Genomic DNA, 26,628 nt, shown 5'->3' on the forward strand with positions numbered 1-26,628 from the left:
TACTTTGCATGAACCTTTTCATGATCATTGAAGTGTCCATCAATCATTGTCAGTGGTCGATGACAATGTTGAATAATAAAAATAAGAATTGTTTGAAGATCGGAATATTAATGCCTGAAGTTTCTGAAGCTTCAATTCAGGTTCATCGACTTGGTGAACTCTTTAGCGGCCCAGGAGGCTTGGCCTTGGGGGCGCATTATGCCGCAGACGAGGTTTCAGGCCATAAGATTCAGCATGCATGGGCAACCGACTATCACCGCGACACTTGTGACACATATGTAGCAAACATTCCGGGGGCGTCTCCCAATTCGGTTTTACATCAAGATGTGCGAACTATTGACTTTGGGGAGTTAGCACCTATTGATGGTCTTGCTTTTGGCTTCCCTTGTAATGACTTCAGCATCGTTGGAAAGCAATTAGGCACCGAAGGAAAGTTTGGGCCCCTCTACAAATTCGGGGTTAAAGCGCTGCAGAAACATCAACCTAAATGGTTTGTTGCAGAAAATGTAGGTGGCCTTAGAAACTCAAACGGTGGAGAAGCACTTAGACAAATTCTTTTGGAGCTTTCATTGGCAGGGCAAGGATACAAACTTGTTCCACATCTTTATAAGTTTGAAAAATATGGGGTTCCACAGGCTCGGCATCGAATTCTTATTGTAGGAATTCGGGCAGATCTGAACACCACGTTTCGTGTTCCCTCGACGGAGCCTTACAGCGATATCGATGTAAGCGCAGGCGGGAGAATTTCATTTCCGCCTATTCCAGCGCATGCACCTAACAACGATAAAACAGCACAGTCGAAACACGTCATTGAACGTCTCAAACATATAAAGCCAGGAGAAAATGCTTTCACCGCTAACATTCCATCTCACTTGAGGTTGAACGTACGCGGAGCCACTATTTCGCAAATTTACAAAAGGCTTGAGTTTGATAAACCAGCTTATACAGTCACTGGCTCCGGAGGTGGGGGCACCCATGTGTATCACTGGGAAGAGCCTCGTGCGCTTACGAATCGAGAACGTGCTCGACTTCAGACTTTCCCAGATGATTTTGTTTTTTTGGGTTCTAAAGAATCAGTCCGAAGGCAGATCGGTATGGCTGTCCCTGTTCAAGGTGCAAAAGTAATATTCGAGGCACTTTTTCGTTCTCTCAATGGAGAAGAATTTAAATCCGTGGAATCAAATCTTGGCCATCTTTTTTCCGCAACAAATAAGCAAGCATAAAACTTTAATCGAGAACATTGGGGGAGTTTTGGGACTGCAAAATAAAGTTCAATTAGACGCATTGGTTCAACAAATCTCGCTTTCAGTTATACAAGGCCAGTCGCTAGACGCAACAATGCATAATCTTGAAATGGCTTTTGGGGGTAAATCTCAATTACTTGTTGATGCGCGACTTGAATACGAGAAAAGATGCTTATCAAACAGATATGAACCTTTTCCACCCGTGATTGTAAGAGAAGGAATAAAGAAGCGATCTTGGTATCCAGGTACCCAACAAGGCGATAAATACTGGCCAAGAACGAGGAACCGTTTGGCAGAGTCTTCTGGTCTTGATGAAGAGGTGCTCATAGAGGTTGAGAAGCAGACCAACAAGATAATGTCCTTGTTGGATCCTCCAGGAGACATGAAGATTAACACCAGAGGGTTGGTTCTGGGTTATGTGCAAAGCGGTAAAACAACTAGTTTTGTGTCGCTCATTTCGAAAGCTGCTGATGTTGGATACAAATTTTTCATTGTCTTATCTGGAATGACGGATTCACTTAGGCAACAAACCCAAGATCGAATTGACGATCTTTTGTTGGCTGGGTCAGATCATGATTGGTATCAATTGACTGATCATGATCGAGATTTTCATGAATCTCCGAAAAATAGCGGGAATCTTCTTAGGAGCCACGAAAAAAGATTTATTTCTGTCGTAAAGAAGAATCAACCTCGATTGAAAAGATTGAAGCAATGGTTAGAGGATGCAGGTCAAACCACTCTTGCAAACACGCCAATATTAATTATCGACGACGAGGCAGATCAAGGAAGCATCAATACTGCTAAAGAGGGTGCGAGACGCTCTTCAATCAATCAGTTGATTATTGACTTACTCAAAACACCTAAGTCTGGCTATGTTGCCTACACAGCAACACCTTTTGCCAATTTATTAGTTGATCCAAATGAATCAGATGATTTATATCCTCGTGATTTTGTGATTTCATTGCCAAAGCCAGAAGGTTATTTTGGTTCAGAAAAGCTTTTTGGAACTTCCGATTATTCTGATCAGGATGAAATTGTTGATGTTATTCGCTCAATTGGTTTGGACGAGAGCATTCAGATGGTCCCGCCGAGAAAAACCAAAAATGCAATTGCGAAATACTCTCCTGAAGTCGGCCCGGCTTTGCGCCAATCATTAATTTGGTTTTTATTGGCTACAACTGCACGACGGATAAGAACAGGTGGAAAAGGTCACTCCACCATGCTCATTCACACAAGCATGCAGGCAGCATCACACGAAGCTGTTGCGGTAGTTGTCAGAAAATTCCTTGATGAATTATCCGAATCATTAAGTTCCTCATCATCAATGGTTTGGGAAGAGTTCCAAAATCTGTATTTGCGCGAAATACAACGTGTAAGCCCCTCGCAATTCGGGAACAAATCAATTGAATGGCCGGAAGTTCGTAACAATCTTTCAGCCACTTTGCGTGAAACCAAAGTTTTAGTGGATAACTATGTATCTGAAGACACCCTAATTTATGACAAAGAATTTCCAACCACAGCTATAGCCATTGGCGGAAATAGACTCTCTCGAGGATTGACGCTAGAAGGGCTTTGCTCAAGTTATTTTGTTCGTTCAGCATCTGCATACGACACCCTGTTACAAATGGGTCGATGGTTTGGCTATCGAAAAGGTTATGAAGATCTTTGCCGAATCTGGATCACTGAAGAACTCAAAAAATGGTTCAGGGACCTTTCACTAGTTGAGTCTGAAATACGTCAGGATATTCTCCGATATGAAGTTGAGGATCTTCAACCGAGCCAAGTTGGAGTCCGAATTCGTTCACATCCAGCAATGGCAATTACGGCAAGAGCAAAGATGAGAAGCGCAGTACTGGCTTCCATGACATATAGCGGGCAATCTCCACAGACGACTTTGTTTTCTGAAAACACTGAATGGCTGAGAACAAATGTTCTTGCTACAAAAGAGCTAATTCGTGATATTCAGAATTCTGGAAAACCCGAAAAATCATTTCCAAGTGGAAAAGTTGGCTTCTCAAGTGTTGAAGCCAGTACGATTTTGGATTTTATAAACAAATATGAATTCCATCCTGATAAACCAAGTTTGAATCGAGCCAAATTAGTTGAATATATTCAGGGCGAAATTAAAGCTGGTTCATTAAATCTTTGGAATGTGGTAATCAAAGAAGGGTCTGATGAAACAGTCTCTATTGATCTCGGATTGAATCAACCAGTTTCATTGTTGCAACGCACCAAAATAATCGATAGTGAAGCGGGCCAGGTAAATTTGCGAGCCGTTTCTTCTCCAGGGGATCGGCTTCTTGACTCAGATCTGACCCCTTCTGAAATATCAAAGAGGCTATCCGAGCAAACTGGAACTGAAGATAGCATTTCTCTGCGGCTTCGTCAGGAAGAGTTCGCTAACAGAGGATTGCTCTGTATTTATCCGATTGCCGGCCAAACAGCTACCAAGGTCAAACCAACCGTCAATCGTGCAAAATTGGAACTTGAAGAAAACATCATTGCAGTTTCGTTTTATTTTCCTTATGCACTTGGGAGATATACGTCAGTTGATTACATGACCGCAGATCTCAGCTCATTGTCACTTGAAGTAGAGGATGACGAATTTAGCGAAATTGAAATTGCTGACTCGAAGGATGCCACTCGATTAGAGGAGGGCGATTAACTATGTCTTCCAAGGAAAGATTTCAATTTTTAGCTTCAGTTTTAGAGGCCAACAATCAATACTTAACTTCAAACAGCGGATTAGTTGTAGGAAACCGTCATATACGATTTGCAGTCTCTCCCGACGGCTTCCCTGCCTTAGTCGTCCCAATTGTTTTGTCACGCGAGGGGAAGATCAATCTTGGTCTTCGAGCGATTCGGGCGGATGTATTCAACGGAAATTCTCCTGAACTTGAGGAAGGATCATTTTTTCGTCTCGAACTCCAAGATCACAATTTATTGCAGGAATTTTCATATCTAGTTGATGATGTACTTGACTCGCTTGGAACTAGTAACGATCTCCCGCAGATCAACCGGATTATTGACGTTGTCGAATCATGGAAGAAGCTTTTCTCAGAAGTCCTTGCTGAAAAAATCGATAACAATAAACTCACCGGCGTTTACGGCGAGTTGTTGTTCCTAGAAGCTTTAGTCACGGAATTGGGGCCAGGTGCAATTGAAATATGGCAAGGCTATAAATCCGAACGACATGATTTTGTCTCCAACGATGCATCAATTGAGGTCAAAACGAGTCTTTCCCGTGAAGGTTTTTGGGTCACAATTCATGGCTTGCACCAACTAGAAGGAGATAAATTAGGAATTTTGGGAATCAAGCTTGAGAGATCACCTCGAGGGAGATCATTTTCTGAGTTAGTTGATTCGATTTCTAAGTTAGGAGTTTCAAGTTCAGAAATAGAAAAATGTTTGCAAAAAATGGGAATTAACTCAATTGAAAGCGACAAACTAACTGCCCAGAAATATATCGTTTTTGATTCTAAGTTTTGTTTTGTGGACGATTTTTTTCCCAAAATTGTCCCTTCTTCATTGAAGAACCCAAGTACTGGTGAGCTGATACAAAATCTCAGTTACCAAGTAAACCTTGCTGCATTGAAGGGGAAGCTTGGTGAAGAGTCATTTAGAGAGGGCTGCTCACTACTTAGGGGTCAAATTGAAGCTTGATTTATTTAGTGCGCCGTATCCTCCACATGGCGCAACTGACGGTAAAGCTGCACAAAAAGCAATCGGCCAAACTGAGCTATCACTTTGGGAAGTAGTTTTCAGGGAAACATTTCAGAATTCCTGGGACGCTCGAGGGCAAGGTGCGACTCCAAGTTTTGGATTTGAGTTACAGACGATTTCTCCTCAGCATCTAGAGGTCCTTTCATCAGAAGTATTCTCCGAAATTCCCGCTGGACTAATTCCGTTGAAAGCATTCCTTGTCTCGGATAAGGAACTTCCAAGAGATCAAATGATTATTTGGGACAGCGGCACTAGGGGGCTTGGCGGCCCAATGCGTGCGGATGTAGTTGCAGGGCCAGGACAAAGAAGAGATTTTGTTGATTTTGTGTTCAATGTGGGCCGCGGAATAGATAAAGCAATAGGCGGCGGAACTTATGGGTTCGGTAAAGGAGTTATTTACGCGGCAAGCACATTAAGTACCTGCCTGGTCTATTCACAAACTTTGGTTGATGGACAAATCAACTACAGATTTATAGCTATTTCAGTTGCAGATCCTTATGAATTTGACGGCAGGTTGATGACGGGAAGGCATTGGTGGGGGATAGCCAAAACAGAAACGAATGTAGAAGCTGTCGTTGGGGACGAAGCCAGAAGGCTTGCTGAGCAACTGGGTATCGACAAGATTCCAGGCAATTCTACGGGAACCGTTATCTCCATTCTTTCGCCTAGAAAAGATTCAACTACCGAAACTTCGGACTTAATAAATGAAGTAATTAATTCCGCTCAAAAATGGGCGTGGCCTCACATGATTCAAGAGGTAAGTGAGGAGTTTGTTTCTTTTTCATTCAAACGGGATGGAGTTGTAGCTAGCCTCACTGAGATTTCGGATCACAAAGATTACAAACATTTTGTGTCTTCATTCGTTACTGCGTATAGAAATAAGGAATCCTCCACTTCATCAATTGAGTTTCCTTTACATATCAAACCTGTCAAGTTGAGAACTGAACCCTCCCACACGGGAGTGCTGGTTTATAACAGAAGTATTAGGCACCCTGCAGATGGGGTTAGCAACTTAAATGGCACTGTTGCATTAATGCGAAACCCATGCATCGTGGTTAAGTATCTCCAAGTAGCGGAGCCAGATTCAAACGAAGTTTTAAATGGAGTTTTCTTAGCTAGCAAATTAGCCGATGAGATTTTTGCAAAATCAGAGCCGGTTGCCCACAATGACTGGGCTCTCGAGCCGCAACAGGGAACATCTCCTAAGCCCGTCAGGAACACAATTCGTGACATCAAAAAAGTATTTTCCACTAGCTCAGGGAATATGAGAGCAAACACCAAAAGTGACCCGTCAAACATTGCTCGATTATCAAGAATCCTGGGAAAATCCTTAACAAATTCAGTTGGTAAGGGTTCAGAAACTGTTCCAACTTCTCGAGGCGGATCGGGGTCAAGACCCAAAAAGCTTTCGGTACAGTTACTACCTGACCACAATCTTTCGAGGGTTGGTAATCAACTCGTTACTGATTTTTCGGTCAAATTTTCTATTCCGGATTCTTACGATCTTTCTAATGATTTCGTTAGAGCTACTCCGAGAATTGCCTTGGAACCAGGCCATTTTGAGGAAGTTGCGGCGGGGGAAGAAGCTGAAACTTATGTGATTTGTTGGCTCGATGGTGAAGGGGCAATTTTGGTTGAAGGACCTGAACTTCCCCTTGGTGAAGTATTAAATTTCGAGGGAATTAAAGTTCGGCTCCTTCAGCCTAGAGATCTTGCAATTACTGTTCAGCTCAAAATCGAGGTGCGCTCATGATCCCCGTTTCTAATTCTTTTACCGTGATCCCTGCAAGTTTTGCTGAGTTGGCAAGAGTACTTGTAACCGTTGGAGATGATGAGCCAATAGCCAACCCAGAATTTCTAATGGATTGGACATATTTCGTAGATAGCAAAATACAAACGGAAATTGATCTGAAACTCAAGAAAATCTATGAAGTTTTAGAGTTAGACGATTCAGTAAAGTTGGGAATTTTTACTTCTTGGTTTAGCCCACATACGGGTATTCGTGGCGTCTCTTCAGTGATACCAATTGATGGGGATCATATAGTTCAAAATTTTGGACTTCCTGGAGAACTAGTGCGTGGGGACGCCAAGTTCTCTACACAAATAATTCTGTTAGAGGACGTTCACAAAACTCTTAGGGGAGACCTATCGCCGCATAGAGCATTTTCAATTTTATGGACAAAGGAATGGTCCATTCGACTCGAGGGTGCAGGAGCTAGAACACCTGTTCAACTTGTTGATTTTTCCGATTTTGTTTCGGGAAGGTCATTTCATGCCATGTGGAAAATAATTGTAGATGTTAAGGAACTAACGGCTCCCGCAGATGCATGTCTAAAGATCCTTCTTAATGCTCAAAATGTGTGGGTTAAAAATTATCTTGAGTCGCCAGAGAGTCAGGAATCATTATTATTCCTTCACTTCTTGCAACTTGATCTTTATCGCCAGTTAATTCGAGCTGCGATGTTTGATTGTGATGAATTTTCTGTGGCAGATGAATATCCTGCTGGTTCTATTGGGCAACAGCTTTTGGGGCCCATAGCTATTTTGGGCGGAAATATTGCTAAGTTATGCGAAGATTTTGAGTCAGATTCAGCTTCATTTGAGACAAACTTTCAATCCATTTTTGGCTCGGTGATCGTAAATGACTGAGGCTGAACACAGGAGAAGCTATCCGCGGGCTTCTTTGTTACAAGCAACTGCGCGGTTGGCCGAATTAAGTGGTATGAACATCGACGAAGCCTCAAAAGTAGCCAGTAATAATTTTGAGGGAATGCGGTTTCATCACACTCCAGAACAAATTGTTTCTGAAGAAGATTTGATGAGTCTTCGTCTAAAGACATTAGAGCTCGCTACAAAATTCGGATTTCCTACAACGCGGACAAGGCTTGACGGTCAAAGCGCAAATCAATTTGATATCGAGCTTGCTAGCTTGCTTTACAACGAAATGGAAATAATTCCTGCTGAAGCTGCAGACGATGAAGTCTGGTGGTTCATTACATTGTTCCTTCTTCCCGATGTAGCTTTGTGGAGATTCCCTCTTGCGAATGAAGTGTCAGCTGAAAGTCCAGCGACGTGGCATGTTCGTTTTATGGACCGACGAAGGGGTTTCTTTAGACAGGCCTGGTGGAGGTATTTCTTGCTTGGTAAGGAGGTTTGTGAAGTCTTCAATGAGGATGAATTCTTGAATCTTGTAGACAGAGTGGCACTGTCTGGTTATAAGCCGCTTGCAGAAGCATTAAGTTTCGAATTTATTTGCCGCCTCAAAACCTCAAATTATGTCAGCGGTGAGAGAAGAAGCGTTTTCCGTCAATCAATGATTCTGGCTCGAAGAGCACTTGGCCATGAAGCTGTGTATGCGATGGATACAGAACGAATGTCAATATTTGCATCAACTATTTTTGACAAATCTGAGAAATTGGTTCGTCAGGCGGCAATTGGTGATGAATCTATTGATGAGGCATTTCTAGAATCAGAGTTTAGTGAGGGAAGTTTAAACAAATTCTTAACCGAGCTGGGAACTATTGCACAAGTTCTTATGCCTTATATAACACGACCTAATCTCTCTGATCAATTTATATTTGAACTCCGAGAAATGCTGCCTGTATATGCAAGGTTGCACCCTGGAAATGAGCAGGTTGCAAAAATAAGCCAAGATTTAGAGCACTTACTGGCAGGAATTCAAGGCCTAAATCGCGAGGATCAATTGATTGTTTATGCCGCAACGGCATATTTCTTACTAGCAGAAGATGCAATACCTGATGCTTCAAAAGGCGGTTTTGATGATGATGAAAAGGTTCTTGATTTGGCCTTCAAATGCTTACAACGATCACGGCCATCCAGCGTAAAATAATTTTTTTATGCCGCAAGCTCAAAATCTCTAGAAGAAAACAAACCTACCTCCGAGCAAGCAGACTGAAGTATGGCGCTTGCGAACACTGCACGAGCAAAGATCTTTACCTTAACTCCTAATTTCTGGAGCGCTTCTGCTACATCGGCAAATATGTGGTCCCCTGATGCGATGACAACTTTGTCGTAACGCTTTTCAACGTTCTCTTCGTAGGCAATCTCAAGAAGTGCACGGTCTGCACCGTCGTGTCCAGGGAGCCAGACGGTGCGGGCTCCTGGCCAGCCGAATGCTGCCTCGAGTAGGTTCTGGGAGTAACTTACAGCAATAACAATGTGGGCATTCGTTGGGACATTGTTTGCTTCTAAATAAAAGGTGCGAAAGCGAGCGATATCTGCAGCTTTGACTTGGCCTGTGCCGAGTTCGTTCTCAATGTCGATGAGGTGTAGTTCGCGGTTAACGGTGTTTATGTGATGAATTTTCATGTGGATTCCCCTCCGATTGTTGTTGTGACATCAACTTACGGATACCCACTGACATTCTCGTGTCCAGTTAAGAAACTATTCCCATGTGTTTAAACCAGCAATCCATGTAGCAGGTTTGATCCTCAATCATTTTCTCGGGGAAAGTATTTTTCTAACAAAAAATTTACACTTCACCATTCTGCGTGAAGAAAACCAAGCGGCTTCAGTAACGGCATGCCGAACCAAATTTAAGTTCTGGGGAACTGCCAACAGAGGTATTTCATAAAACCACTTTTCCGGCTCAAAATCGAGGTGAGTTTGAGTTACCCAAACTCCTTTTGGAACTCCAACGGACAAGTAGTGATCTTTGGGTAGCATCACCGGATTCGCATTTACTTCGATTAGTACGTCAAAGCCTTGTGGAATTCGTCTGAGGTATTGCTTTGGATGGAAAGCAAGTTCAATAACTTCATTTTGAGGAATTTGCTCAAGGCCCCACTCATCCCCAAACGCTTCTTTGAGGAGAGTGCGCGGAACATTCAACTGTGAGGAGAGTCTAACGAATGATTTACGCCACACTTGTTCTCCAATCACCAGAATGACCTTCGGTTATCTCAATTAGAGAAGTTAGAAGCTGATTAGCAGTAGTCACAAACTCCTGTTTGAGATAGAAGCATTCCGCATTCAGAACATGGATTTTGCTCAGTTGTTTGCGTAGTTTTTGTAGCGCCTGAATCGCGAATCTTGTTTTCGGGATGATGCACAACCCAAGTCCCCTTTATTCGCGTACTTTCCGAGCGTTCAACGTCTCCAAAAATGTCCGTTACCTCGGTTTCTGATTGAAAACCGTTTGTGTATCCGTAATGAATCTCTAGGGGAGCAAAGCTGTCTTCTCTAAAGTATTTGATGTAGGTATCTAGGACAGTGCATCCCAAGGCTGGTATTTCCTTTGATAATGGTTCAAGAAATTGCTGGTTTGTGAGAGGTATCTTTTTCAGCTGGAGCGCTTCAATAAAGGGAATCAATTTCTGGTTTTCATCACCAATCATTTGATAATCCTATGGTTTCCCTCTAATGAAGCTTGTTCAAGGTCTAAGAATTTTATTAATTGGTGACCCAGTGAGGAGCAAGAATCTCTTCTGTCAGAGCTAGTGACTCTTCTCCAGACCTGAATCTCACCAACCAGTTCGTCCACTGCTGGGCATTCAGCCGGACGTACTCTTTGTTGAGGTTGCCCCAGGTGGTGGTGATCATGCTGTTTCGCTGGCCACGCTTGTGGAACTTCCTCACCTGCGTGTTGAGCTCAATGAACTCTTCTGGGGTGAATCCTGCAGCTCTGAACTCAAGTGCAAGATCAATCCAACCCTTGCTATTGGTTATACCTGTTCGCTTAGCGTGCCTGTCATGCAGACCCATGACGGTTGCACCTAAGAACATGGGCGGGAACTGCAGCGTTGCTGCAGTCCAAGCTCTGCGTTCTGCTTCACCATAGTCACCCCAGGGGTCTTCTTCAGGTGTGGTGTTCTCTGGGGTGTTGCTGGCGAGGGTGCCTTTCTGGAGCAGCCATTCATAGGCAGTGACGCCAAGGTCGTCCCAGTATCGGGCAACAGCAACCCACTGCCTATTCATGACGATGCCATCTCTTTCAAGGAGCTGAGTGTTCTGGAGCTTGCCCATGACACTCAGTTCAGTGGGCGGGTTATCCAGCAGAGCGTTACTCCACTGAATGCGCTCACGAGGGGGGATGGGGCCCCAGAGTTCTTCTCGCAACAGGCGAAGCTCTCGGCTGATGGGTTCTTTCTCGTGCCAGGTGGTGCTGGGGATCTTTTCTGGTGCAGACATAGTCGCCTCCTTGGTGTTGTGGAGGCAGCGGTGACTGCACTCCATTGACTTATATGAGCGCGGATGCGCTCATATCTGTTCTTCCCCTAGGGCACCCCACTCAATGGTTGGGGGTTGCCGGATAGCTAGCTAGGTACTTGGCGCTATCGCTCTGGAACGTTGGTGTTGAGTATGACACAGGGTTCGGACATTTGTCATTTGGGGCAGATTTTTCTTGAAAAGAAGTAGCAAATATCGAGATTTTGTACTTTTGCCCCACGTGAGCAGGAGGGGAAAACACCTAAACTTTTTGGTATGTGGCTTCGTGGACTTAAACAATTAAGCGCTGTGGGGGCAGCACTATTCTCAACTGTTTTTCTCGTGATTCTGGGCACTGGCGTTCCAGCCGTGGCGGCGCCGGCGAACCAGATGCAGCTCGAGTTTCGGACCAACATGATGTTCGAAAACATCAATATTTATCTCAGTGGTGAACTCACGAACGTTGTTATCAACTGGGGAGATTTAGATTCTGATCCAAACACCCCCAACGTTACGCAGACCGTGCCCAACCAAGGACCAGGCTCCGGAGAGGTGACACTCACTCAAGCACCTGACTTTGACGGTGTTTATGTTGTTTCCATCACAGCAACAAAGTTGGAACGTTTTGGTAAATGCCTTAGTGGTTCCGATACAAACCTGACCAAAGTATTGAGCTGGGGAGACTTCGGCATGACGAGCTTGCGCTGTGGTTTTGACCACCGCAGTGAACTCAGACAAGTTCCGGCTACTCTTCCAGCCACGGTGACTGATCTCAGTAATGCATTTTCTTATGCAAATGCTTTCAACCAAGACATCAGCGGATGGAACACCAGCAACGTCACCAACATGTCAAAGATGTTTGAGTCTGCAGTGAGCTTCAATCAATCACTTGCTAACTGGAATATTTCAAACGTTACGAATATGACCGACATCTTCAAAAAGGTGGTGTCCTATTCAATGTCGAATGAAAACTACTCCAGCACACTCGTGGGCTGGGCTGCGCAGACCGTGCAACCTAACCTCAACCTTGGTCCAGTAACAATGCAAGCTGTGACGTGTGACGCAGTGAATGCCCGAGCCACATTATTAGCAAGTCCGAACAACTGGACTATTTCAGATGTTGCGCCCACTATTTCGTGTCCGACAAATAACAATCAGAACAACAACCAAAACAACTCAAGTTCTTCAAGCGTTGCGGCAAATGAACTTGCTCAAACAGGTTCTTCGGTAAACGGATACTCCGAGTTCGCATGGCTCCTGGTTATCGTGGGCACACTCGTCCTGGTATCACCAAGGGTGCTCAAGAAATTCAATCAGTAGAGGTGCTTCAACACCCCGGCACCTGATCCCGGTCAGCAATAGCTCTCTGCAGTGCTTCACGTGCTCGGGTGAGCTCTGACTGGTTGTCAGCTATGCGTTGGCGTTCGAACGCTATCTCTTCATTCGAGTCCACGCGCCATACATAGGGAGTTCCATCGGGATTCCATTGGAATACTTCAATGGGTCTATAGGGAGCAGCTAAGAGTTCTTCTAAGTGAGCAGTGTTACTGGCTATCCAGCCTTCTACGGTGCTCACATAGCTTTGTGCTTGATCAACAGCAACTTGCTTAGTGGTACGAATGTTGCTGTAGTAGGTCTGTTCTGCCGGGGTATAGGGGCAGGGTTCAGCTGTGGTTATGAATCCCGTGCTGGGGTTAGTTCCTGCTTGGGCATCTGGTGTGCTGCTTGAGGTCCCTGGTGTTGTTTCTGAATCAGAACTGCCGTTGGCAGTGCTGGATTGTGGATCCAGCACTGTGGTCAGGTCCTGGGTCTCGCTCGTGGCTTCGTTGTTACTTGAGGTGCTGGTTGTGGTGGTGGGGCCATCGGTGTTGTTCAGAGCAATAGCTCCGCTGACCCCACCACCGGCCAGCACGATTGCTGCGATGAACAGTCCATATACCTCGGCGCGCGATGCGCGCCCTCCTGTGAACTTCTTGGTGTGTGTTTTCATGTTTCCCTCCTGGTTTGACTGTAGGAGGGGGTACGGACATTCCACCACAAGGAGATGCCGAGCACCTTATCCACATCGTGGGATTTAGGTCATTTCCTTACGCCACTGTCTTCCTACAGTGGCGCGCATGGTATTCGAATCCTTTGCGCATGTTCCTGTTACGGAGGAACTCCTTCGGCACGTGTGGGAAGGTGAGCCGAATGGCCGCCAAGGCGGCCATCGCTCTGGTTTGGGACGTGAAGGGAAAACCGAATTTCCGGAGGATTGGACTCCTGAAGTTGTTCGACTGGGTATCGAGTTGACTTTGGCTCAGCCGCAGTGGCTGAAGAGAGCAGAACACAAGATCACAATAGTTTGACAGGTTGCACAGGTAATGATTGCTGTTGAGCTCAAATCCCAAGCAAAAGAACTTTACTTATTCACTGCTTATCCCATGAATGGCGTGGGTGTGTATAGAAATCAGAGAGGTATCAGAGTGTTGGTACCCCTCGAGTTACCGAAATGGGAGGCATAGGATGTTGTTCATGGATGAAAGCACACTGTTAGCACATGCCCTGAGGGACTTCCTCCGGCCGCAGTTGAGCAATGATGACATCCTGATGATGGATCTACCACTTCACGCAGGTGAATGGGTGTGCGCAATAGATTCTGGTCTCTGTCTTGCCAGCGAACACAAGATTGCTCTTCCGCCCATTTTCGGTGAGAAGATTCTTGGCATCGAGGGCTTGAGTGAAGCTGACATTGAGATGTTCACACTGGACTTAAGCACTATTCCTCGTTGGTATGAGCTCGCTTCTTAAACTCGCTTTTTTCCTAACACCCCGGTCGGGTCAGTAGTCATGACAGTGCGGTTGGTTCGTTCTCGAAAGAAAATGAAAATTCTGAATGCCTTTCCACTTTCGGGTGAGGGTGTTTATCAAAATCGTGATGGGTTGAGGGTTTCCCGCCCCCTCGATTTATCAGTATTGGAGGCATAAAATGAGCACTATGTTCGAGGAAACCTTTATTGCTCATGCACTTCGGGATTACTTGCGCCCTATTGCAGGTGAATCAGAAGTGAAGTGGATGGATCTGAGCCTCAGCGCTGGAGAGCCGGTCGATGCAATCTGTATGGGGCTCGGCATTGCCGAACATTTTTCTGTTTCTTTGCCTCCGCTGTTTGTAGAGAAGATTGAGGCCATTGAAGGCCTTCGAGAAATTGAAAGCCAATTCATTCAAGAAAAATTAGCTAACCTGCCTACCTGGTGGGAGTTAGCTTCTTAGTTTGAGGTTGAAATGTGGGCGGAGCGGAGGCTTCGCTCACACTTCTTTAACCGCTGTGTCACATTAAGCAACCATCCTCACCACAGCCCTCCCCAACCGAGGTTTGTCTACAGCCAAGCTCGTGAGGCGCCGAGAGTGAGCATTGTCTTTCTACAGTGGCGCGCATGGTTTTGAATCCTTTGCGCATGTTCCTGTTACGGAGGAACTCCTTCGGCACGTGTGGGAGGGGGAAGCTGATCCCACCAAAGGTGGGCATCGTTTTGGGTTAGGGCGAGAAGGAAAAAACTGAGTTTACTCAGGATTGGGATCTTGCCGTGGTGGAACAAGCCATACACGCACTATTGGAACATCCGCAGAGCATCCGCGTTAGAGGAAGCGAGCTCAGTTGCCTCAGAGTAGTGAGAGAAGTAATGGTCAAAGTTATTCTCAGATCAAACGCCCAAGGCCTATTTATTCACTCCGTTTATCCAGTTTGTGGTGAAGGTGTTGTCACAAACTGCTACGGCAAAGCTGTTTCGGTGCCTCTCGATTTATCAAAATTGGAGTTTTAGAATGTTGATTATGGACAACAGCGAATTCGTTGCACGGGCGTTGCGGGATTATTTGCGACCTCTCGTAACTGAGAACGAAGTCCAGCACTTGGACACTTCAATTCAATGTGGTGAAGCTGATGCTGCAATTTTCAGTGGAATTAGCATTGCTCGCCACTTTGGTATTGCGCTTCCTCCCATTTTTCGCGAGAAAATCATTGAATTAGGAGTCCTCCCCATGGGCATGGATGAGGCAATTCTTCAAGAGTTTGATGCTCTTCCTGCTTATTGGCAGGCCGCTTCCTAATCCCGCTCTTCGTGGTTCCACTCGGCATCAGGATCAAACCCTGAACCGTATTGGGTCTCTGGGTATCCGGTCATTGGTGAGTAGCCGCGGGGTCCGTTGTAGTAGTCCCCGTTGTTCATTCCATCAATGTCGTCTGATGCCGGTGGTGTGTATCTGGTTGGGGTTTGTGTGGGGGAGCTCAAGAGCTTCCCAATGCCTCGGATAAAGGCAATAAAGCCCCACCCAATAAGTCCCAGCCCCACAAGGAGTAGTACTCCTGCAATTGTTTCCATGTGTTCCTCCCTCAATGAGTAGCACTGTAGGACCAGCCACGGACAGTGTTGTGTTTCTACGTGGATTGGCAATGTCCGTGGCTGCTGTGATGCTCACTTTTGTGACGGGGAATCGGCACGGGGGGCTCTGCTGAAACTGCCGGGGGAACCGTCACCAGTGAGGGGTGGTCGCTGATCACCCCTCACTGATTGAAGGGCCCACCCTCCACAGGTGGCAGTGAGGTGGGATGTCCACATGTTGAGATTGGAGCGACTCCTGCAGTTGATGCGCTCCTTAATCTGGCGCGCATGGTCTTTGAATCCTTTGCGCATGTTCCTGTTACGGAGGAACTCCTTCGACACGTGTGGGAAGGTGAGGACGACATCAATAAAGGCGGGCACCGTTTTGGTCTTGGGCGAGTAAGGAAAACTGAATTCCCCGAGGAATGGACTCAAGAAGATGTGCAGAGAGCATTGGCTGAAACACTGAAGTCACCGCAAGTAATTTCAGGGAGGAAGGCTCCCTATTTTTGTGATCGTGAAGTAAATGGAGTTGTAGTTCGTGTTGTATTGAAAGAGGGTATTTCTGGTCTGCAGATGCACGCTGCATACCCTCTATGTGGTCAGGGTGTCTATCGGAATGACCCTGGTGGCAAGGTTGCATTGCCACTCGATTTATATATCTGGGAGGAATAACATGATGCTTATGAACGAGTCTGAGTTTGTCGCACATGCATTGACTGATTACCTCAGTTCTTTTGTCGACCGCTCTTTAGTTTCAGCGATACATCAATCTTTGGTTGCAGGTGAATCCGAGAGTGCAATTGGTTTTGCTCTGGGTATTGCAGCATCTGAGGGAATTCCTATCCCCTCACTTATGAGAGAAAAGATTCTTTCCATTCCGAACTTATCGACTGTAGATCATGAGTGGTTCAATGAAAGTTTGCAACTTATTCCTGTAGTTGAACTGGCAGCTTAGTTGCCTCTTTGTGAGGAACTTTGCCTGCACCATAATTGCTCGACATCATCAAGGAATGGTTAGCTGTTCAGCGCAACAATCAGGGTGCAGATAGCGCTAACCAACAGAACTGGAACCCAAAGGTTTCGCTCCTTCTTGCTTCTGCTCATGCTGTTGACAATGAGACCTAAGACGGCAAAGCCAAACCAGAACCAGTTCACGATGGCGTTCTGTCCGGGGCTCAGTGCAGGGGTGAGAATTCCTGCTTGGGCGAGGTAGTGACCACACTGGGCAAGCATCACGATTGCTGAGACAGCTGCGGCGATGCGCAGCTGCCCAGGCAGCTTGCCGGGGTTCTGTCCACCGAGGGTGTATTCGCCCCAGGGAGCACCTGAGAGAACTGCGATTTGAAATCCTGCGACGCCCAGTGAAATCAGTGCCTGTATGAGTGCTGCTGTGGTGACGAGTGTGGTCATGGTGCAAGTTTATGAAAGATGTTTTCCACATGAATATTTCTGAGGCAGAATCCACAACTGGTCAAATCAATCGGTTTCGAGAGTGTTGATCACCGCAAGCTGTCAGTATGACTTTTCTGGATTATTCGCATGTCGAGCTCACTGCGGTATTCATTGCTCATGTTTTGTTTGGTGAAGACGGTGATTTAGGAAAAGGTGGTCATTTATCTGGGCAAAAAAGAGAAAACAAGACTGAATTTCCGCCTAGTTGGGACGAAGAGCGCATCACAATTGCCTTGAAGAGCGTTCTCAAACAACCACACTTTGTCTTGTTTCTTCTTCCACGCATTATTTTGCAGAAAGAGGTTGATGGCGTTTTCATCGAATTAGTTCTCAGAGCCACAAATTCAGGGCTTGTTCCGCATTCAGCTTTCCCGATGCATGGCGAAGGTGTAGTTCAAAACATCTTGGGCCAGCAGTTCCATCTTCCCCAGTCCAATTCAAGGAAAGGAAAGTAAAATGACACTCATGACCGACCCGATGACCACTTCACGCGGCATACTCAAACTCATCAGTGAGTCAGTGAGTGAAGCCGATTTGGCCAGAGCTTATTCAACCTTGGAGCTGGGTTATCCTCGGGATGCCATTTTCTATGCCCTAGTCGCTGCTCGTGACAGTGGAGCCAGTATTTCCAGCGGAGTCAGAGAGCTCATCCTCACAGGAATTTCTTGGCCAGAAGATGAGTTGAAAGATATCAATTCAACCCTCAACGACATCCTTTTCCTAGCTTCGTAACGTTGCACATTCAGGTGCTTACTGCCGCCTGCCTTGCTTGAAATAGAGTTTCCAACAAACAAGATTTTAGGCAGTATTGCTGACATTTTTAGCTCGATTAGGCTGGAGTAATGTCCTACAACGTTGTTGAGAAATCCTTGAGTGAACTGCGCCATGATTTGGCTGCTGGAGTGGTCACAAGTGTGGAGCTGGTAGCTCGCTATCTTGATCGCATTGCGTTCTATGACCGACACGGAATTACTCTCAACGCCGTCCCTGTCTTGAGCCCCAGCATGTTTGCTGAAGCGCGCGCTGCTGACGAGCGCCGCGCTCGTGGTGACGTGCTCAGCCCACTCGATGGCATTCCTTATACCGCTAAGAACAGCTACAAAGTTAAAGGCATGACGGTTGCTTCCGGGTCTCCGGCATTTGCCGACCTTATTGCCACCGATGATGCCTTCACTATTGCGCAGCTGCGCAAGGCAGGTGCCATTTTGATTGGCCTGACCAACATGCCCCCAATGGCGAACGGGGGCATGCAGCGCGGTCTCTATGGCCGCGCGGAAAGCCCCTATAACGCTAACTTCCTCACTGCTGCTTTTGGATCTGGCTCGTCTAATGGTTCGGGAACAGCAACCGGAGCAAGCTTTGCTGCTTTTGGGTTGGGTGAAGAGACGTGGTCTTCTGGTCGTGCTCCGGCATCAAACAATGGGCTGTGTGCATACACACCCTCTCGGGGTGTGATTTCTACCCGTGGTAACTGGCCATTAGTTCCCACCATGGATGTGGTTGTTCCTCACACCCGAACCATGGATGACATGTTGGAGCTGTTAGATCTCATCGTGGATGACGACTGGGAAGTCCGAGGAGATTTCTGGCGCATGCAGCCCTGGGTTCCAACCCCCAAGAGCTCACAGCTACGACCTGACTCGTATGTGGGGTTAGAGAACCCAGAAGCGCTGCGCGGAAAGCGCATCGCGATTCCGCGGATGTATATCAACAAGGATCCCGAGACCATTGAGCTTGCGGAGATTGACCGCATTCACACCCGTGACTCGGTCGTTCAGCTGTGGAATAAAGCCAAGGCGGACTTAGAAGCTTTAGGTGCAGAGGTCATCGAAACTGATTTCCCTGTGGTGACCAACTATGAAAGTAGAGGACCCGGGGCCACCAACCTCGTTTCACGAGGTTTGGTTCCAGAGACGTTTGCCGAGCATGAGCTGTGGGAACTGTCCATGTGGGGATGGCATGACTTCCTTGCCGCCAATAATGACCCTCACCTCAATGCACTTGAGCAGGTTGACGGAGACAAGATTTTCCCCGTACCCACCGGGTCGGTGCCTGGTCGTTATGACGACCACCTGCACCGTTTTGCTCCTGAGGATGTTCCCCTCGAGGAATATGTGGTGCGTGCCAAGCGCGATGGCATTCCTGAGCTTGTCGATATTCCCGACATGGCCGAGGGTATTCCTGGTTTAGAAAAGGCACGCAAGTTAGACCTTGAAGACTGGATGGACGAGCTGGGCCTGGATGCTGTGGTGTTCCCCGCTTCTGCTGACGTGGGCCCCGCTGACGCTGATGTTAATCCTGCTTCAGCAGATCTGGCCTGGCGTAATGGAACCTGGGTTGCCAATGGCAACCTGGTTCCTCGCCACCTCGGTATTCCCACGGTGACTGCGCCATTAGGCGTCATGGCTGATATCGGCATGCCGGTGGGATTGACCTTCGCTGGCCGCGGTTATGACGACAGTAATCTCTTAGCTTTTGCGTGGGCATTTGATCACCAGCGCAACCGCCGCATTGCAGCACCGCGAACCCCTGAACTTGGGGATGTTTCTTGGAACGCAACCGGTCACGCAGGTGAGGGAACTCCAACACTGGCGGTCACCGCCACCGCCGGTGAGGTGACCGGGGGTGTGGTTCCCCTTCGCGTGGTGATCAACACCACGGCTGCCGAGGTTGCCATCACCATTAATGGTGTTGCTCACTCAGGTGTTCTCACCGACGAGGGATATGTGGTGGAAACGACTGTTCCTGAGATAGAGCACACTCGTATTCACAGCGAATGGCGCGGCGGTTATGGCTCGGTGATTGTGGTGCTGGCACGCACCGGCCACGATGTTGTCGGAGACTACGTCGTGGTCGGAGGCGTGGCCTAAGCCAGAGAATCCCGCCAGGCGGTGTGCAAGCTGGCGAACTTCCCCTCACCCTCAATGAGGTCATGAGGTGTGCCATCTTCGATGATTTCCCCGTGTTCCATCACGAGAACGCGGTCAGCAATGGCCACCGTCGACAGGCGGTGGGCAATGATGATGGCGGTGCGGTCAGAAAGCAAGGTTTGTAAGCCGCGCTGCACCAAGCGTTCGCTGGGGATATCCAAAGAGGCTGTCGCCTCATCCAGGATCAAGACGGTGGGGTCGGCAATAAAGGCACGGGCAAAGGAAAGTAGCTGGCGCTGTCCTGCTGAGAGGCGACCGCCGCGCTTGTTCACATCGGTGTCGTAGCCTTCGGGCAGACGCATGATGAAATCATGCGCGCCGACGGCGGTCGTGGCGGCAATGATCTCGTCCCTGGTGGCACCGGGCTTACCCAAGGCAATGTTCTCGGCCACGGTTCCCGAGAACAGATACGACTCTTGGGTCACCATAGTGACGGCATTGCGCAGGTCTGCATTGCTCAGACGGCGTAGGTCAATACCATCTAGGCTGACGGTTCCTGAGGTGGGGTCATAGAAGCGGGCGACCAGCTTGGCCAAGGTGGATTTACCGGCACCGGTTGTGCCGACCAACGCAATGGTTTGGCCAGCAGGAATGTGCAGATCCAAATCAGGCAGCACCACGGTGTGCTCGTTGTAACCAAAGCGCACGTGGTTAAAATCCAACGCACCTTGGGGGTGGGGAAGAGCAATAGGGTCTTCGGGTTCGGTCACTGTGGCACGCTCTTCGAGCATGCCCGAGACTTTCTCTAGTGCTGAGGAGGCATTCTGGAAGGAGTTGTAGAACATGGCCAACTCTTCCATGGGTTCAAAGAACCTGCGGGTGTACAAAACCGCCGCCAGCAGCACGCCCACATCCATGACACCGTTGACCACACGGAATGAACCCAGTATCAACACAGCAGAGAGGGTGAAGACACCAATAACTTTGAGGCCTGGGTCATAGGTTCCAAACAGGCGAATGACTTTCCTGTTTGCTTCGCGGTAGTCATCCACGGCAACGGCATAGCTTTGTTCGTTGCGTTCCTCGCGGCGGAACGCTTTAACCGCACGAATACCGGTCATGGTCTCCACGAATTGAACAATCAATCGTGCAGAAAAAGTGCGAGCTTCACGGAACTGCTTCTTGGAGGTTTCTGAGAACCACTTGGTGAGATAGAAGCAGGGAATCAAGGCAACCAGCAGCGGCACAGCACTCGAAGGATCGAGGGCAATGAGGGCGCCTGCCGTAAAAGTCATCAGCAGCACACCTCTAAAGAGGTTGCTGATTCCACCGTCAAGAAGTTCGCGCAGAACTTCAATGTCGCTGGTCTGGCGGGCAATCACTCGGCCTGAGGTGTAGTTCTCGTGGAAGCTCATGCTCAAGTTTTGGGTGTGCTGGAAAACACGCTCGCGCAGATCAATGAGCACGGTCTGGCTGATCACCGCGGAAGAGCGCATATAGACCGCCATCATGGTGGAACCAGTGATGGCGGTGATGACATAGGCGGCCACGATGAGTTGTGCTGGGAGCCAGTTGTTGTTCTCCAGTACTTGGGTAAGTCCTTGGTCGATACCAAGGGCAAGCAGGGCAGGACCTGCAACTTGGGCTGCCGTGCTGATGACAACAACAAGGAGCGTCCAATACACACGCACGCGCACAGGATGCAGCAACGATCCCAGCAGCGCTAAAGAGCGCTGACGTAGACGCTTGCCTTCTGCTTTTGTGAAGTCGGAGCGTTCTTCTCCGCGAACACCGGTAATGGTCATTGCTTCTCCTCATCCAGTGAAGCAATCACATTGCGGTATTCAGGGCAGCGAGCCAGCAACTCAGAGTGGGTGCCCACATCCAAGATTTTTCCCTCGTGCAGCAAAGCAACACGATCGGCCAGCATCACTGTTGAGGGGCGGTGCGCCACGATCAATGCTGTCGTGGTGTTGAGCACATGGCGCAGCGCTTTCTCAACAGCTGCCTCAGTGGTGACGTCCAGTGCAGAGAGGGGGTCATCGAGAACAAGAATGCTGGGCTGCACAGCGATAGCTCGTGCTAACGCCAAGCGTTGGCGTTGACCACCAGAGAGGCTGAGGCCTTCCTCGCCTATTTTGCTTTCAACTCCGTTGGGCAAATGGCGAGCGAAGTCTGCCTGAGCAATATCAAGCGACTGATTGAGCAGGGCTTCTGCCTGCTGTTGTTGTTCTGGGGTTCTTGCATCACTGAGTTCTTCACGGCCTAAGAGAACGTTCTCTCGGACAGAGATGGAGAACAAGGTGGCGTCCTCGAAGGCCATGGCAATGCGGGTGCGCAAGCTTTCGATGGAGACATCGCGAATGTCGACGCCGTCAATGAGGATGCGTCCGGAGGTGACATCAAAGAGGCGGGTAGTCAGTGCAGTGAGGCTGGTTTTTCCCGATCCTGTTGCCCCCACTAATGCCATGGTTTCCCCGGGCTCAATGCTCAAGTTGATGCCATTGAGGAGGTCGGGGTGTTCGGGAGAGGAATCTTCATAGTGGAAGTGAACATCTTCAAAGACCAGTGCACCGGGCCCCGCAGGGGCCTGTGGTGCACCGGGCTTGTCCAGGATCTCTATTGGAGCATCCATGACTTCGTGGAAACGGTTCAGGGAGCTTGCTGCCTCAATCGAGATGGACAGCATGGGAGCAATCGATTGCATAGGTCCTTTGAGCAGGGCAGCGGTGGCAAAGAAGGCCACCAGTGTTCCCACTGAGACCACACCGCGTTCTGCCTGCACAATTCCCAGCAGCAAGGTCAGCGCAAAACCGAGGTCTGGAATCAGCAGCATCCAAAACCACATACGCCCGTTGGCTCGGCCTTTAGCAAGCTCGGTGCCACGCAGAGTGTTGGCCTGATCGAGGAAGTCATCAAGGGCTTCGCCCGCGCGACCAAAAGATTTGAGAACACGAATACCGTGAACAGATTCTTCAATGGTGGTGGCGAGGTCACCCTGCTGGTCTTGGGAGTCTCTTGCCAAGACAGCAAACTGCCGCTGGAAGCGAATGCTGAAAATAATCAGCGGAAGCGAACAGGCCAGGAAGATTCCACCGAGCAATGCACTGAAGGTAAAGAGCATGGTGAAACCAGCAATCAACATGATGCTGCTGGTAATGAGCTGCACAAAAGCGAAAGAGATCCAGCGGCGGACCGTACTGATATCTCCCATCGCACGAGAAAGAAGCTGGCCACTTTGCCACTTGTCATGAAAGGCCACCGGCAGTTTCTGCAGGTGAATATAGATGGCATTGCGCATCTTGCCTTCAAGATGAACACCAGGGCCGAGCGTTAGCCAGCGGCGCAGATAGATAAAAATCACCTCGGCTATGCCGAGAGTGAAAATCACGGCAACGCCGGGAATGATTTGGGCAATATCTCCCGAAGAGAGAGGGTTATCAACCAACCAGCGCAGAGCAAGCGGAATAGTCAGCGCCGTTGCAGCAGCCGCGAGTGCAATAAAGACGCCCAGAAACAACCGCGGGAAAGCACCTTGCACATAAGGAATTACGCGCCACAAACTCTTCACAGTTGATAACTGCTCGGTTTGTGTGGTCACGAGGAATTCTTTCTCAGAAAAAGCATGGCAGGCTCACCAGAACATGAGCCAAGTGTGGTTGAGGAGAGAAAAGTAAGCTCCCGAACCCACAAACTGTAACGTCTGTGCACCCTGTAATTATTCCGGATAAGGCTCAGCAGAAATGCCGGTGCCCGCCCCAACTTACTCTTCGGGCGAGACGAGCGTAAAGTTTTCATTTCCTTCATGGGGAAGAAGGTGACAGAGTCGAAGTATGACCATGGATGCTTCAGAGAGAACCCCGTACGCTCACGCCCTGGGAGAGTTTGCTCGCAGGGAGACTCTGCGACTGAATACCCCCGGCCACAACGCGTCAGAGTTGGCTTCAGAAGCTCTAGCCGCATTCTTTGGCCCCGAGGCTCTCCTGCTTGATGCCCAACCGTTGCTCAGTGGCTTGGACAAGGGAGACAACAATCCTTTTGACCGGGCTGTACTGGCAGCAGCACGCGCGTGGGGTGCACGTCGGAGTTGGTTCCTGACCAACGGTGCCTCCCAAGGAAACCGGATGGCTGCCTTGGCTATTGCTCAATATGGTGAGCCAGATGCTCCCGTGATTACCCAGCGCAGTGCTCACTCGAGCTTTATTGACGGCATTATTCTCGGCGGAATCTCACCGCGCTTTGTTCAGCCCACTATTGATACCCAACACGGCATTAACCACGGCATAACTCCAGAAGTTTTTGCTCAGGTGGTTGCCGAGAATCCCGATGCCAAAGCTTCCTATGTGATTAGTCCCTCCTATTTCGGAGCTGTGGCAGATATTGCTGCGTTGGCAGATATTGCTCACACAGCTGGAATACCCCTCATTGTTGATGGCGCCTGGGGAGCACACTTCGGTTTCCACCCTGATGTGCCAGAGAACCCACTTGCACTGGGTGCTGATGTGTTGGTCTCTAGTACCCACAAACTTGGTGGATCACTGACCCAATCGGCCATGATCCATGTGGGCAAGGGCCCTTTTGCGGATCAACTCGAGCCATTACTCGAGAGTGCTTTTTCTCTCAACCAGTCCACGAGTGAAAGTGCGCTCCTGCTGGCTTCACTGGATATTGCTCGAGACCAGTTGGAATTTGGTCACGACCGCATCGCGCTCGCGATCGCCTCGGCCGATCGCTTACGCGATGCCGTGCGCGCATCTGAGTTATTGTCTGTGGTCAGTGACGGGTTTGATCAGTTCCCTGACATTGTTTCCCACGACCCCCTGCACGTCTCCATTGATGTTCACCGCTTAGGACGCAGTGGCCCTGATCTGCGCGAAGCACTCATGGATGAATTCGGCATTTATTGTGAGATTGCCTCCCACAGCTGCATCGTGGCTTTGGTCGGGCCAGGCATGGAATTTGATGCGGACTTCTTTGTCTCTTCACTGGTTTCTCTCGCTGCTCCGGAAGGAACTTCTTCCTCACTGGCTACCGAAGTTCTTCCCTTGCCTGCGCCAGGAGAGATGAAGATTCTCCCTCGCACAGCCTTCTTTGCCGCACGTGAACTCGTTTCTGCCGAAGAAGCCATCGGTCGCATCAGTGCAGATTCCCTGGCGGCCTACCCGCCAGGAATACCGAACGTACTCCCTGGCGAAGTGATTACTACTGACGTGGTGGAGTTCTTGCAGGCTATTGCTTCTGGTCCTGGAGGGTATGTGCGTGGAGCACATGACTCAGCAGTGAGTTCATTCTCGGTGGTTCGAGAACACTAGGTTGTCCGACAGGTAGGACACACTTTCGCACTGAATGTCTAAAAAGGCTTAACCCCTCGACGTAGCCTTCATATATGGATCACAACCTTCGTTTGGGCGCTGCGCGCAAAGACATTCTGCACTCCACCTTGGAAACCGTTACCCAGGTGTGGGAAGGATTCGACAAAGCTCGAGAAGAAGAACCTGAGCTCACCCAGAAGACCGTCCAGCTGCTCTCTGAGCACCTGCCCGAACAGGGCATGACTAAAGTCGACGCCCTCGACGAGGCCGTCGATGTGCTCGACCAATCCCTTGCACAGTCACGCCCCCGCTTTCTGGCCTACATCGGCTCCAGCGGTTTAGAAATCGGCGCTATCGCCGACTTCTTGGCCGCCTCCTATGACATCAACCTTGCTGTAGATGCCCGAGCTGCATCCATGCTGGAAGTACAAACCAGCAAATGGCTGGGGGAATTCATTGGCTTTCCCAATTCCCGAGGATTGTTCACATCCGGTGGAACCGTGAGCAACATCACGGCGCTTGCCGCAGCTCGCCACCGTGCTGTTCCCGAGTCCCGGGAGTTTGGTAACACCATTCCGATGGCGGTCTATGTTTCTAGCGAAGCCCACTACTCCAACAAGCGAGCAGTGGAATTGCTGGGACTGGGAACACGAGCTGTTCGATCGATTGCCATTGATGAGCAGCACCGCTTGATTCCTGCTGCGTTGGAAGAACAGATCAAGGCAGATATCGCTGCCGGCGTGAAACCAATGGCCATTATTGCCAGTGCAGGAACAACACTTACTGGTGCTGTCGACCCTCTACGAGAAATTGCCCGCATTGCCCAGACCTATAACGTCTGGATGCATGTCGACGGTGCGTATGGTGCTCCTGCAGCAGGAACAGATGTTGCTCGTGAACTCTTTGACGGCATCGAGTTAGCTGACTCGGTCACTATCGATGCGCACAAGTGGCTCTTTGTGCCCAAAGCGTGCTCGATTGTGTTGGTCAAAGACTATGCAGCCCTTGCAGCCACCTTCGGTCACAATGAGGCCTATATGCCGCACGAAGGAGAAGAGCCCAACCCCGTAGATGTGACCCTGGAATATTCACGCCCTCTGCGCGCACTAAAACTGTGGCTGGGTTTCAAAGCCCACGGAGCTGGAGCTTTCCGCGCAGCCATTGAGCACAACATTGCTTTGGCAGAACTCACCTACTCGCGAGCGAGCGTGAATCCGTCCTTCCGAGTTCTGCCTCACCGTCCCCAGCTCTCGATTGTTCCGTTGCAACACATTCCTCACGGCATGACAGACCCTCAGCAGATCAGCGAACACAACGCGAAGTTGTGTACGGCCATCGAAAACGATGGCCGAGTATTCCTCTCACCTGCGGTGATCAATGGTGAAGTGTGGCTTCGTCCCTGTTTCACCAACTTCCGCACCGAAGCCAGTGATGTTGACGTGCTCTTCGAGGTCATTGAGGAACTGAGCCACTCTCTTCACCACTAACTTCAGT

26 protein-coding genes, 1 pseudogene and 1 riboswitch are annotated in these 26,628 nt (G+C 48.9%); of the genes and pseudogenes, 18 read left to right on the top strand and 9 right to left on the bottom strand.

The genetic code is table 11. The features are described 5' to 3' along the window. Positions 1 to 20: 20 nt before the first annotated feature. From AURUGA1_RS01140 to AURUGA1_RS01165, 6 genes are read left to right on the top strand one after another with little or no spacing between them, the layout of a single operon-like run. A complete protein-coding gene (locus AURUGA1_RS01140; protein ID WP_240187373.1) occupies positions 21 to 1,223 on the top strand; it encodes a DNA cytosine methyltransferase in 1,203 nt (400 codons plus the stop codon). Then, positions 1,186 to 3,909 (top strand): Z1 domain-containing protein, encoded by a 2,724-nt coding sequence (locus AURUGA1_RS01145; protein WP_162784018.1) that lies wholly within the window; start codon positions 1,186 to 1,188, stop codon positions 3,907 to 3,909. Before AURUGA1_RS01140 ends, AURUGA1_RS01145 begins: the two co-directional genes overlap by 38 nt. Positions 3,910 to 3,911: 2 nt before the next feature. After that, positions 3,912 to 4,907, top strand: a complete 996-nt coding sequence (locus AURUGA1_RS01150) for a PD-(D/E)XK motif protein (RefSeq protein ID WP_114128507.1) — start codon at positions 3,912 to 3,914, stop codon at positions 4,905 to 4,907. Then, positions 4,897 to 6,720 (top strand): hypothetical protein, encoded by a 1,824-nt coding sequence (locus tag AURUGA1_RS01155; protein WP_114128508.1) that lies wholly within the window; start codon positions 4,897 to 4,899, stop codon positions 6,718 to 6,720. The genes AURUGA1_RS01150 and AURUGA1_RS01155 overlap by 11 nt, the downstream gene beginning before the upstream one ends. Then, positions 6,717 to 7,616 carry a hypothetical protein gene (locus AURUGA1_RS01160; RefSeq protein ID WP_114128509.1) on the top strand — a complete coding sequence of 300 codons (900 nt, stop codon included), beginning with the start codon at positions 6,717 to 6,719 and terminating at the stop codon, positions 7,614 to 7,616. Before AURUGA1_RS01155 ends, AURUGA1_RS01160 begins: the two co-directional genes overlap by 4 nt. Beyond that, positions 7,609 to 8,817 carry a hypothetical protein gene (locus AURUGA1_RS01165; protein WP_114128510.1) on the top strand — a complete coding sequence of 403 codons (1,209 nt, stop codon included), beginning with the start codon at positions 7,609 to 7,611 and terminating at the stop codon, positions 8,815 to 8,817. The genes AURUGA1_RS01160 and AURUGA1_RS01165 overlap by 8 nt, the downstream gene beginning before the upstream one ends. 5 nt (positions 8,818 to 8,822) lie before the next feature. Here AURUGA1_RS01165 and AURUGA1_RS01170 read toward each other — a convergent pair whose 3' ends face one another. The 4 genes from AURUGA1_RS01170 to AURUGA1_RS01185 all read right to left on the bottom strand — a co-directional run bounded on the left by AURUGA1_RS01170 (position 8,823) and on the right by AURUGA1_RS01185 (position 11,117). Further along, entirely contained in the window at positions 8,823 to 9,296 is a 474-nt protein-coding gene (locus AURUGA1_RS01170; RefSeq protein WP_114128511.1) for an NYN domain-containing protein, read from the bottom strand. Positions 9,297 to 9,422: 126 nt separating this feature from the next. Further along, positions 9,423 to 9,854, bottom strand: a complete 432-nt coding sequence (locus AURUGA1_RS01175) for a hypothetical protein (RefSeq protein WP_162784019.1) — start codon at positions 9,852 to 9,854, stop codon at positions 9,423 to 9,425. A 59-nt stretch (positions 9,855 to 9,913) separates the two neighbouring features. Then, a complete protein-coding gene (locus tag AURUGA1_RS01180) occupies positions 9,914 to 10,324 on the bottom strand; it encodes a hypothetical protein (RefSeq protein WP_114128513.1) in 411 nt (136 codons plus the stop codon). 55 nt (positions 10,325 to 10,379) lie between these two features. Beyond that, positions 10,380 to 11,117, bottom strand: coding sequence for a hypothetical protein (locus AURUGA1_RS01185; RefSeq protein ID WP_114128514.1), 738 nt, complete (start codon positions 11,115 to 11,117; stop codon positions 10,380 to 10,382). 40 nt (positions 11,118 to 11,157) lie between these two features. Further along, positions 11,158 to 11,275, bottom strand: a riboswitch (SAM riboswitch). 136 nt (positions 11,276 to 11,411) lie between these two features. Here AURUGA1_RS01185 and AURUGA1_RS01190 point away from each other — a divergent pair. Then, positions 11,412 to 12,455, top strand: coding sequence for a BspA family leucine-rich repeat surface protein (locus AURUGA1_RS01190; RefSeq protein ID WP_114128515.1), 1,044 nt, complete (start codon positions 11,412 to 11,414; stop codon positions 12,453 to 12,455). A 7-nt stretch (positions 12,456 to 12,462) separates the two neighbouring features. Here AURUGA1_RS01190 and AURUGA1_RS01195 read toward each other — a convergent pair whose 3' ends face one another. Next, a complete protein-coding gene (locus tag AURUGA1_RS01195) occupies positions 12,463 to 13,125 on the bottom strand; it encodes a hypothetical protein (RefSeq protein ID WP_114128516.1) in 663 nt (220 codons plus the stop codon). Between the two features lie 127 nt (positions 13,126 to 13,252). Here AURUGA1_RS01195 and AURUGA1_RS01200 point away from each other — a divergent pair, with 127 nt between their 5' ends. The 4 genes from AURUGA1_RS01200 (at position 13,253) to AURUGA1_RS01215 (ending at position 15,225) form a co-directional block, all read left to right on the top strand. Continuing rightward, entirely contained in the window at positions 13,253 to 13,483 is a 231-nt protein-coding gene (locus AURUGA1_RS01200) for an EndoU domain-containing protein (RefSeq protein ID WP_114128517.1), read from the top strand. Between the two features lie 166 nt (positions 13,484 to 13,649). After that, positions 13,650 to 13,925: a hypothetical protein gene (locus AURUGA1_RS01205; protein ID WP_162784020.1), complete on the top strand. Its 276-nt coding sequence runs from the start codon at positions 13,650 to 13,652 to the stop codon at positions 13,923 to 13,925. Between the two features lie 178 nt (positions 13,926 to 14,103). Then, positions 14,104 to 14,388 carry a hypothetical protein gene (locus AURUGA1_RS01210; RefSeq protein WP_162784021.1) on the top strand — a complete coding sequence of 95 codons (285 nt, stop codon included), beginning with the start codon at positions 14,104 to 14,106 and terminating at the stop codon, positions 14,386 to 14,388. Between the two features lie 561 nt (positions 14,389 to 14,949). Beyond that, the gene (locus AURUGA1_RS01215; RefSeq protein WP_148664059.1) at positions 14,950 to 15,225 is read left to right on the top strand and encodes a hypothetical protein; all 276 of its coding nucleotides are present in this window, start codon (positions 14,950 to 14,952) and stop codon (positions 15,223 to 15,225) included. Here AURUGA1_RS01215 and AURUGA1_RS01220 read toward each other — a convergent pair. Further along, a complete protein-coding gene (locus AURUGA1_RS01220; protein ID WP_114128520.1) occupies positions 15,222 to 15,497 on the bottom strand; it encodes a hypothetical protein in 276 nt (91 codons plus the stop codon). The two genes, AURUGA1_RS01215 and AURUGA1_RS01220, sit on opposite strands and share 4 nt — an antisense overlap. 222 nt (positions 15,498 to 15,719) lie before the next feature. Here AURUGA1_RS01220 and AURUGA1_RS01225 point away from each other — a divergent pair, with 222 nt between their 5' ends. Both AURUGA1_RS01225 and AURUGA1_RS01230 read left to right on the top strand, forming a co-directional pair. Beyond that, positions 15,720 to 16,172 (top strand): EndoU domain-containing protein, encoded by a 453-nt coding sequence (locus tag AURUGA1_RS01225; RefSeq protein ID WP_114128521.1) that lies wholly within the window; start codon positions 15,720 to 15,722, stop codon positions 16,170 to 16,172. Position 16,173: 1 nt separating this feature from the next. Next, positions 16,174 to 16,455 carry a hypothetical protein gene (locus tag AURUGA1_RS01230; protein ID WP_114128522.1) on the top strand — a complete coding sequence of 94 codons (282 nt, stop codon included), beginning with the start codon at positions 16,174 to 16,176 and terminating at the stop codon, positions 16,453 to 16,455. Positions 16,456 to 16,514: 59 nt separating this feature from the next. Here AURUGA1_RS01230 and AURUGA1_RS01235 read toward each other — a convergent pair whose 3' ends face one another. Continuing rightward, entirely contained in the window at positions 16,515 to 16,910 is a 396-nt protein-coding gene (locus AURUGA1_RS01235; protein WP_114128523.1) for a hypothetical protein, read from the bottom strand. 107 nt (positions 16,911 to 17,017) lie between these two features. On the opposite strand from AURUGA1_RS01235, the gene AURUGA1_RS01240 reads away from it, so the two are divergent. The 3 genes and pseudogenes from AURUGA1_RS01240 to AURUGA1_RS01250 form a co-directional block, all read left to right on the top strand. Further along, entirely contained in the window at positions 17,018 to 17,407 is a 390-nt protein-coding gene (locus AURUGA1_RS01240) for an EndoU domain-containing protein (protein ID WP_114128524.1), read from the top strand. Position 17,408: 1 nt separating this feature from the next. Continuing rightward, entirely contained in the window at positions 17,409 to 17,684 is a 276-nt protein-coding gene (locus AURUGA1_RS01245; protein WP_114128525.1) for a hypothetical protein, read from the top strand. Between the two features lie 110 nt (positions 17,685 to 17,794). Continuing rightward, a pseudogene (locus AURUGA1_RS01250) lies at positions 17,795 to 19,489 on the top strand (amidase); the annotation flags it as partial. A 329-nt stretch (positions 19,490 to 19,818) separates the two neighbouring features. Here the strand turns inward: AURUGA1_RS01250 and AURUGA1_RS01255 are convergent. Together AURUGA1_RS01255 and AURUGA1_RS01260 are read right to left on the bottom strand one after the other, a co-directional pair. After that, positions 19,819 to 21,627, bottom strand: coding sequence for an ABC transporter ATP-binding protein (locus tag AURUGA1_RS01255; RefSeq protein WP_114128527.1), 1,809 nt, complete (start codon positions 21,625 to 21,627; stop codon positions 19,819 to 19,821). Next, entirely contained in the window at positions 21,624 to 23,423 is a 1,800-nt protein-coding gene (locus AURUGA1_RS01260) for an ABC transporter ATP-binding protein (RefSeq protein ID WP_114128528.1), read from the bottom strand. The genes AURUGA1_RS01255 and AURUGA1_RS01260 overlap by 4 nt, the downstream gene beginning before the upstream one ends. Positions 23,424 to 23,655: 232 nt before the next feature. On the opposite strand from AURUGA1_RS01260, the gene AURUGA1_RS01265 reads away from it, so the two are divergent. Next, entirely contained in the window at positions 23,656 to 25,134 is a 1,479-nt protein-coding gene (locus tag AURUGA1_RS01265) for an aminotransferase class I/II-fold pyridoxal phosphate-dependent enzyme (protein WP_114128529.1), read from the top strand. A gap of 74 nt (positions 25,135 to 25,208) precedes the next feature. After that, positions 25,209 to 26,621: an aminotransferase class V-fold PLP-dependent enzyme gene (locus tag AURUGA1_RS01270; RefSeq protein ID WP_114128530.1), complete on the top strand. Its 1,413-nt coding sequence runs from the start codon at positions 25,209 to 25,211 to the stop codon at positions 26,619 to 26,621. Positions 26,622 to 26,628 lie beyond the last annotated feature (7 nt).

It is taken from the genome of Aurantimicrobium sp. MWH-Uga1, assembly GCF_003325955.1.
Classification (GTDB): domain Bacteria; phylum Actinomycetota; class Actinomycetes; order Actinomycetales; family Microbacteriaceae; genus Aurantimicrobium.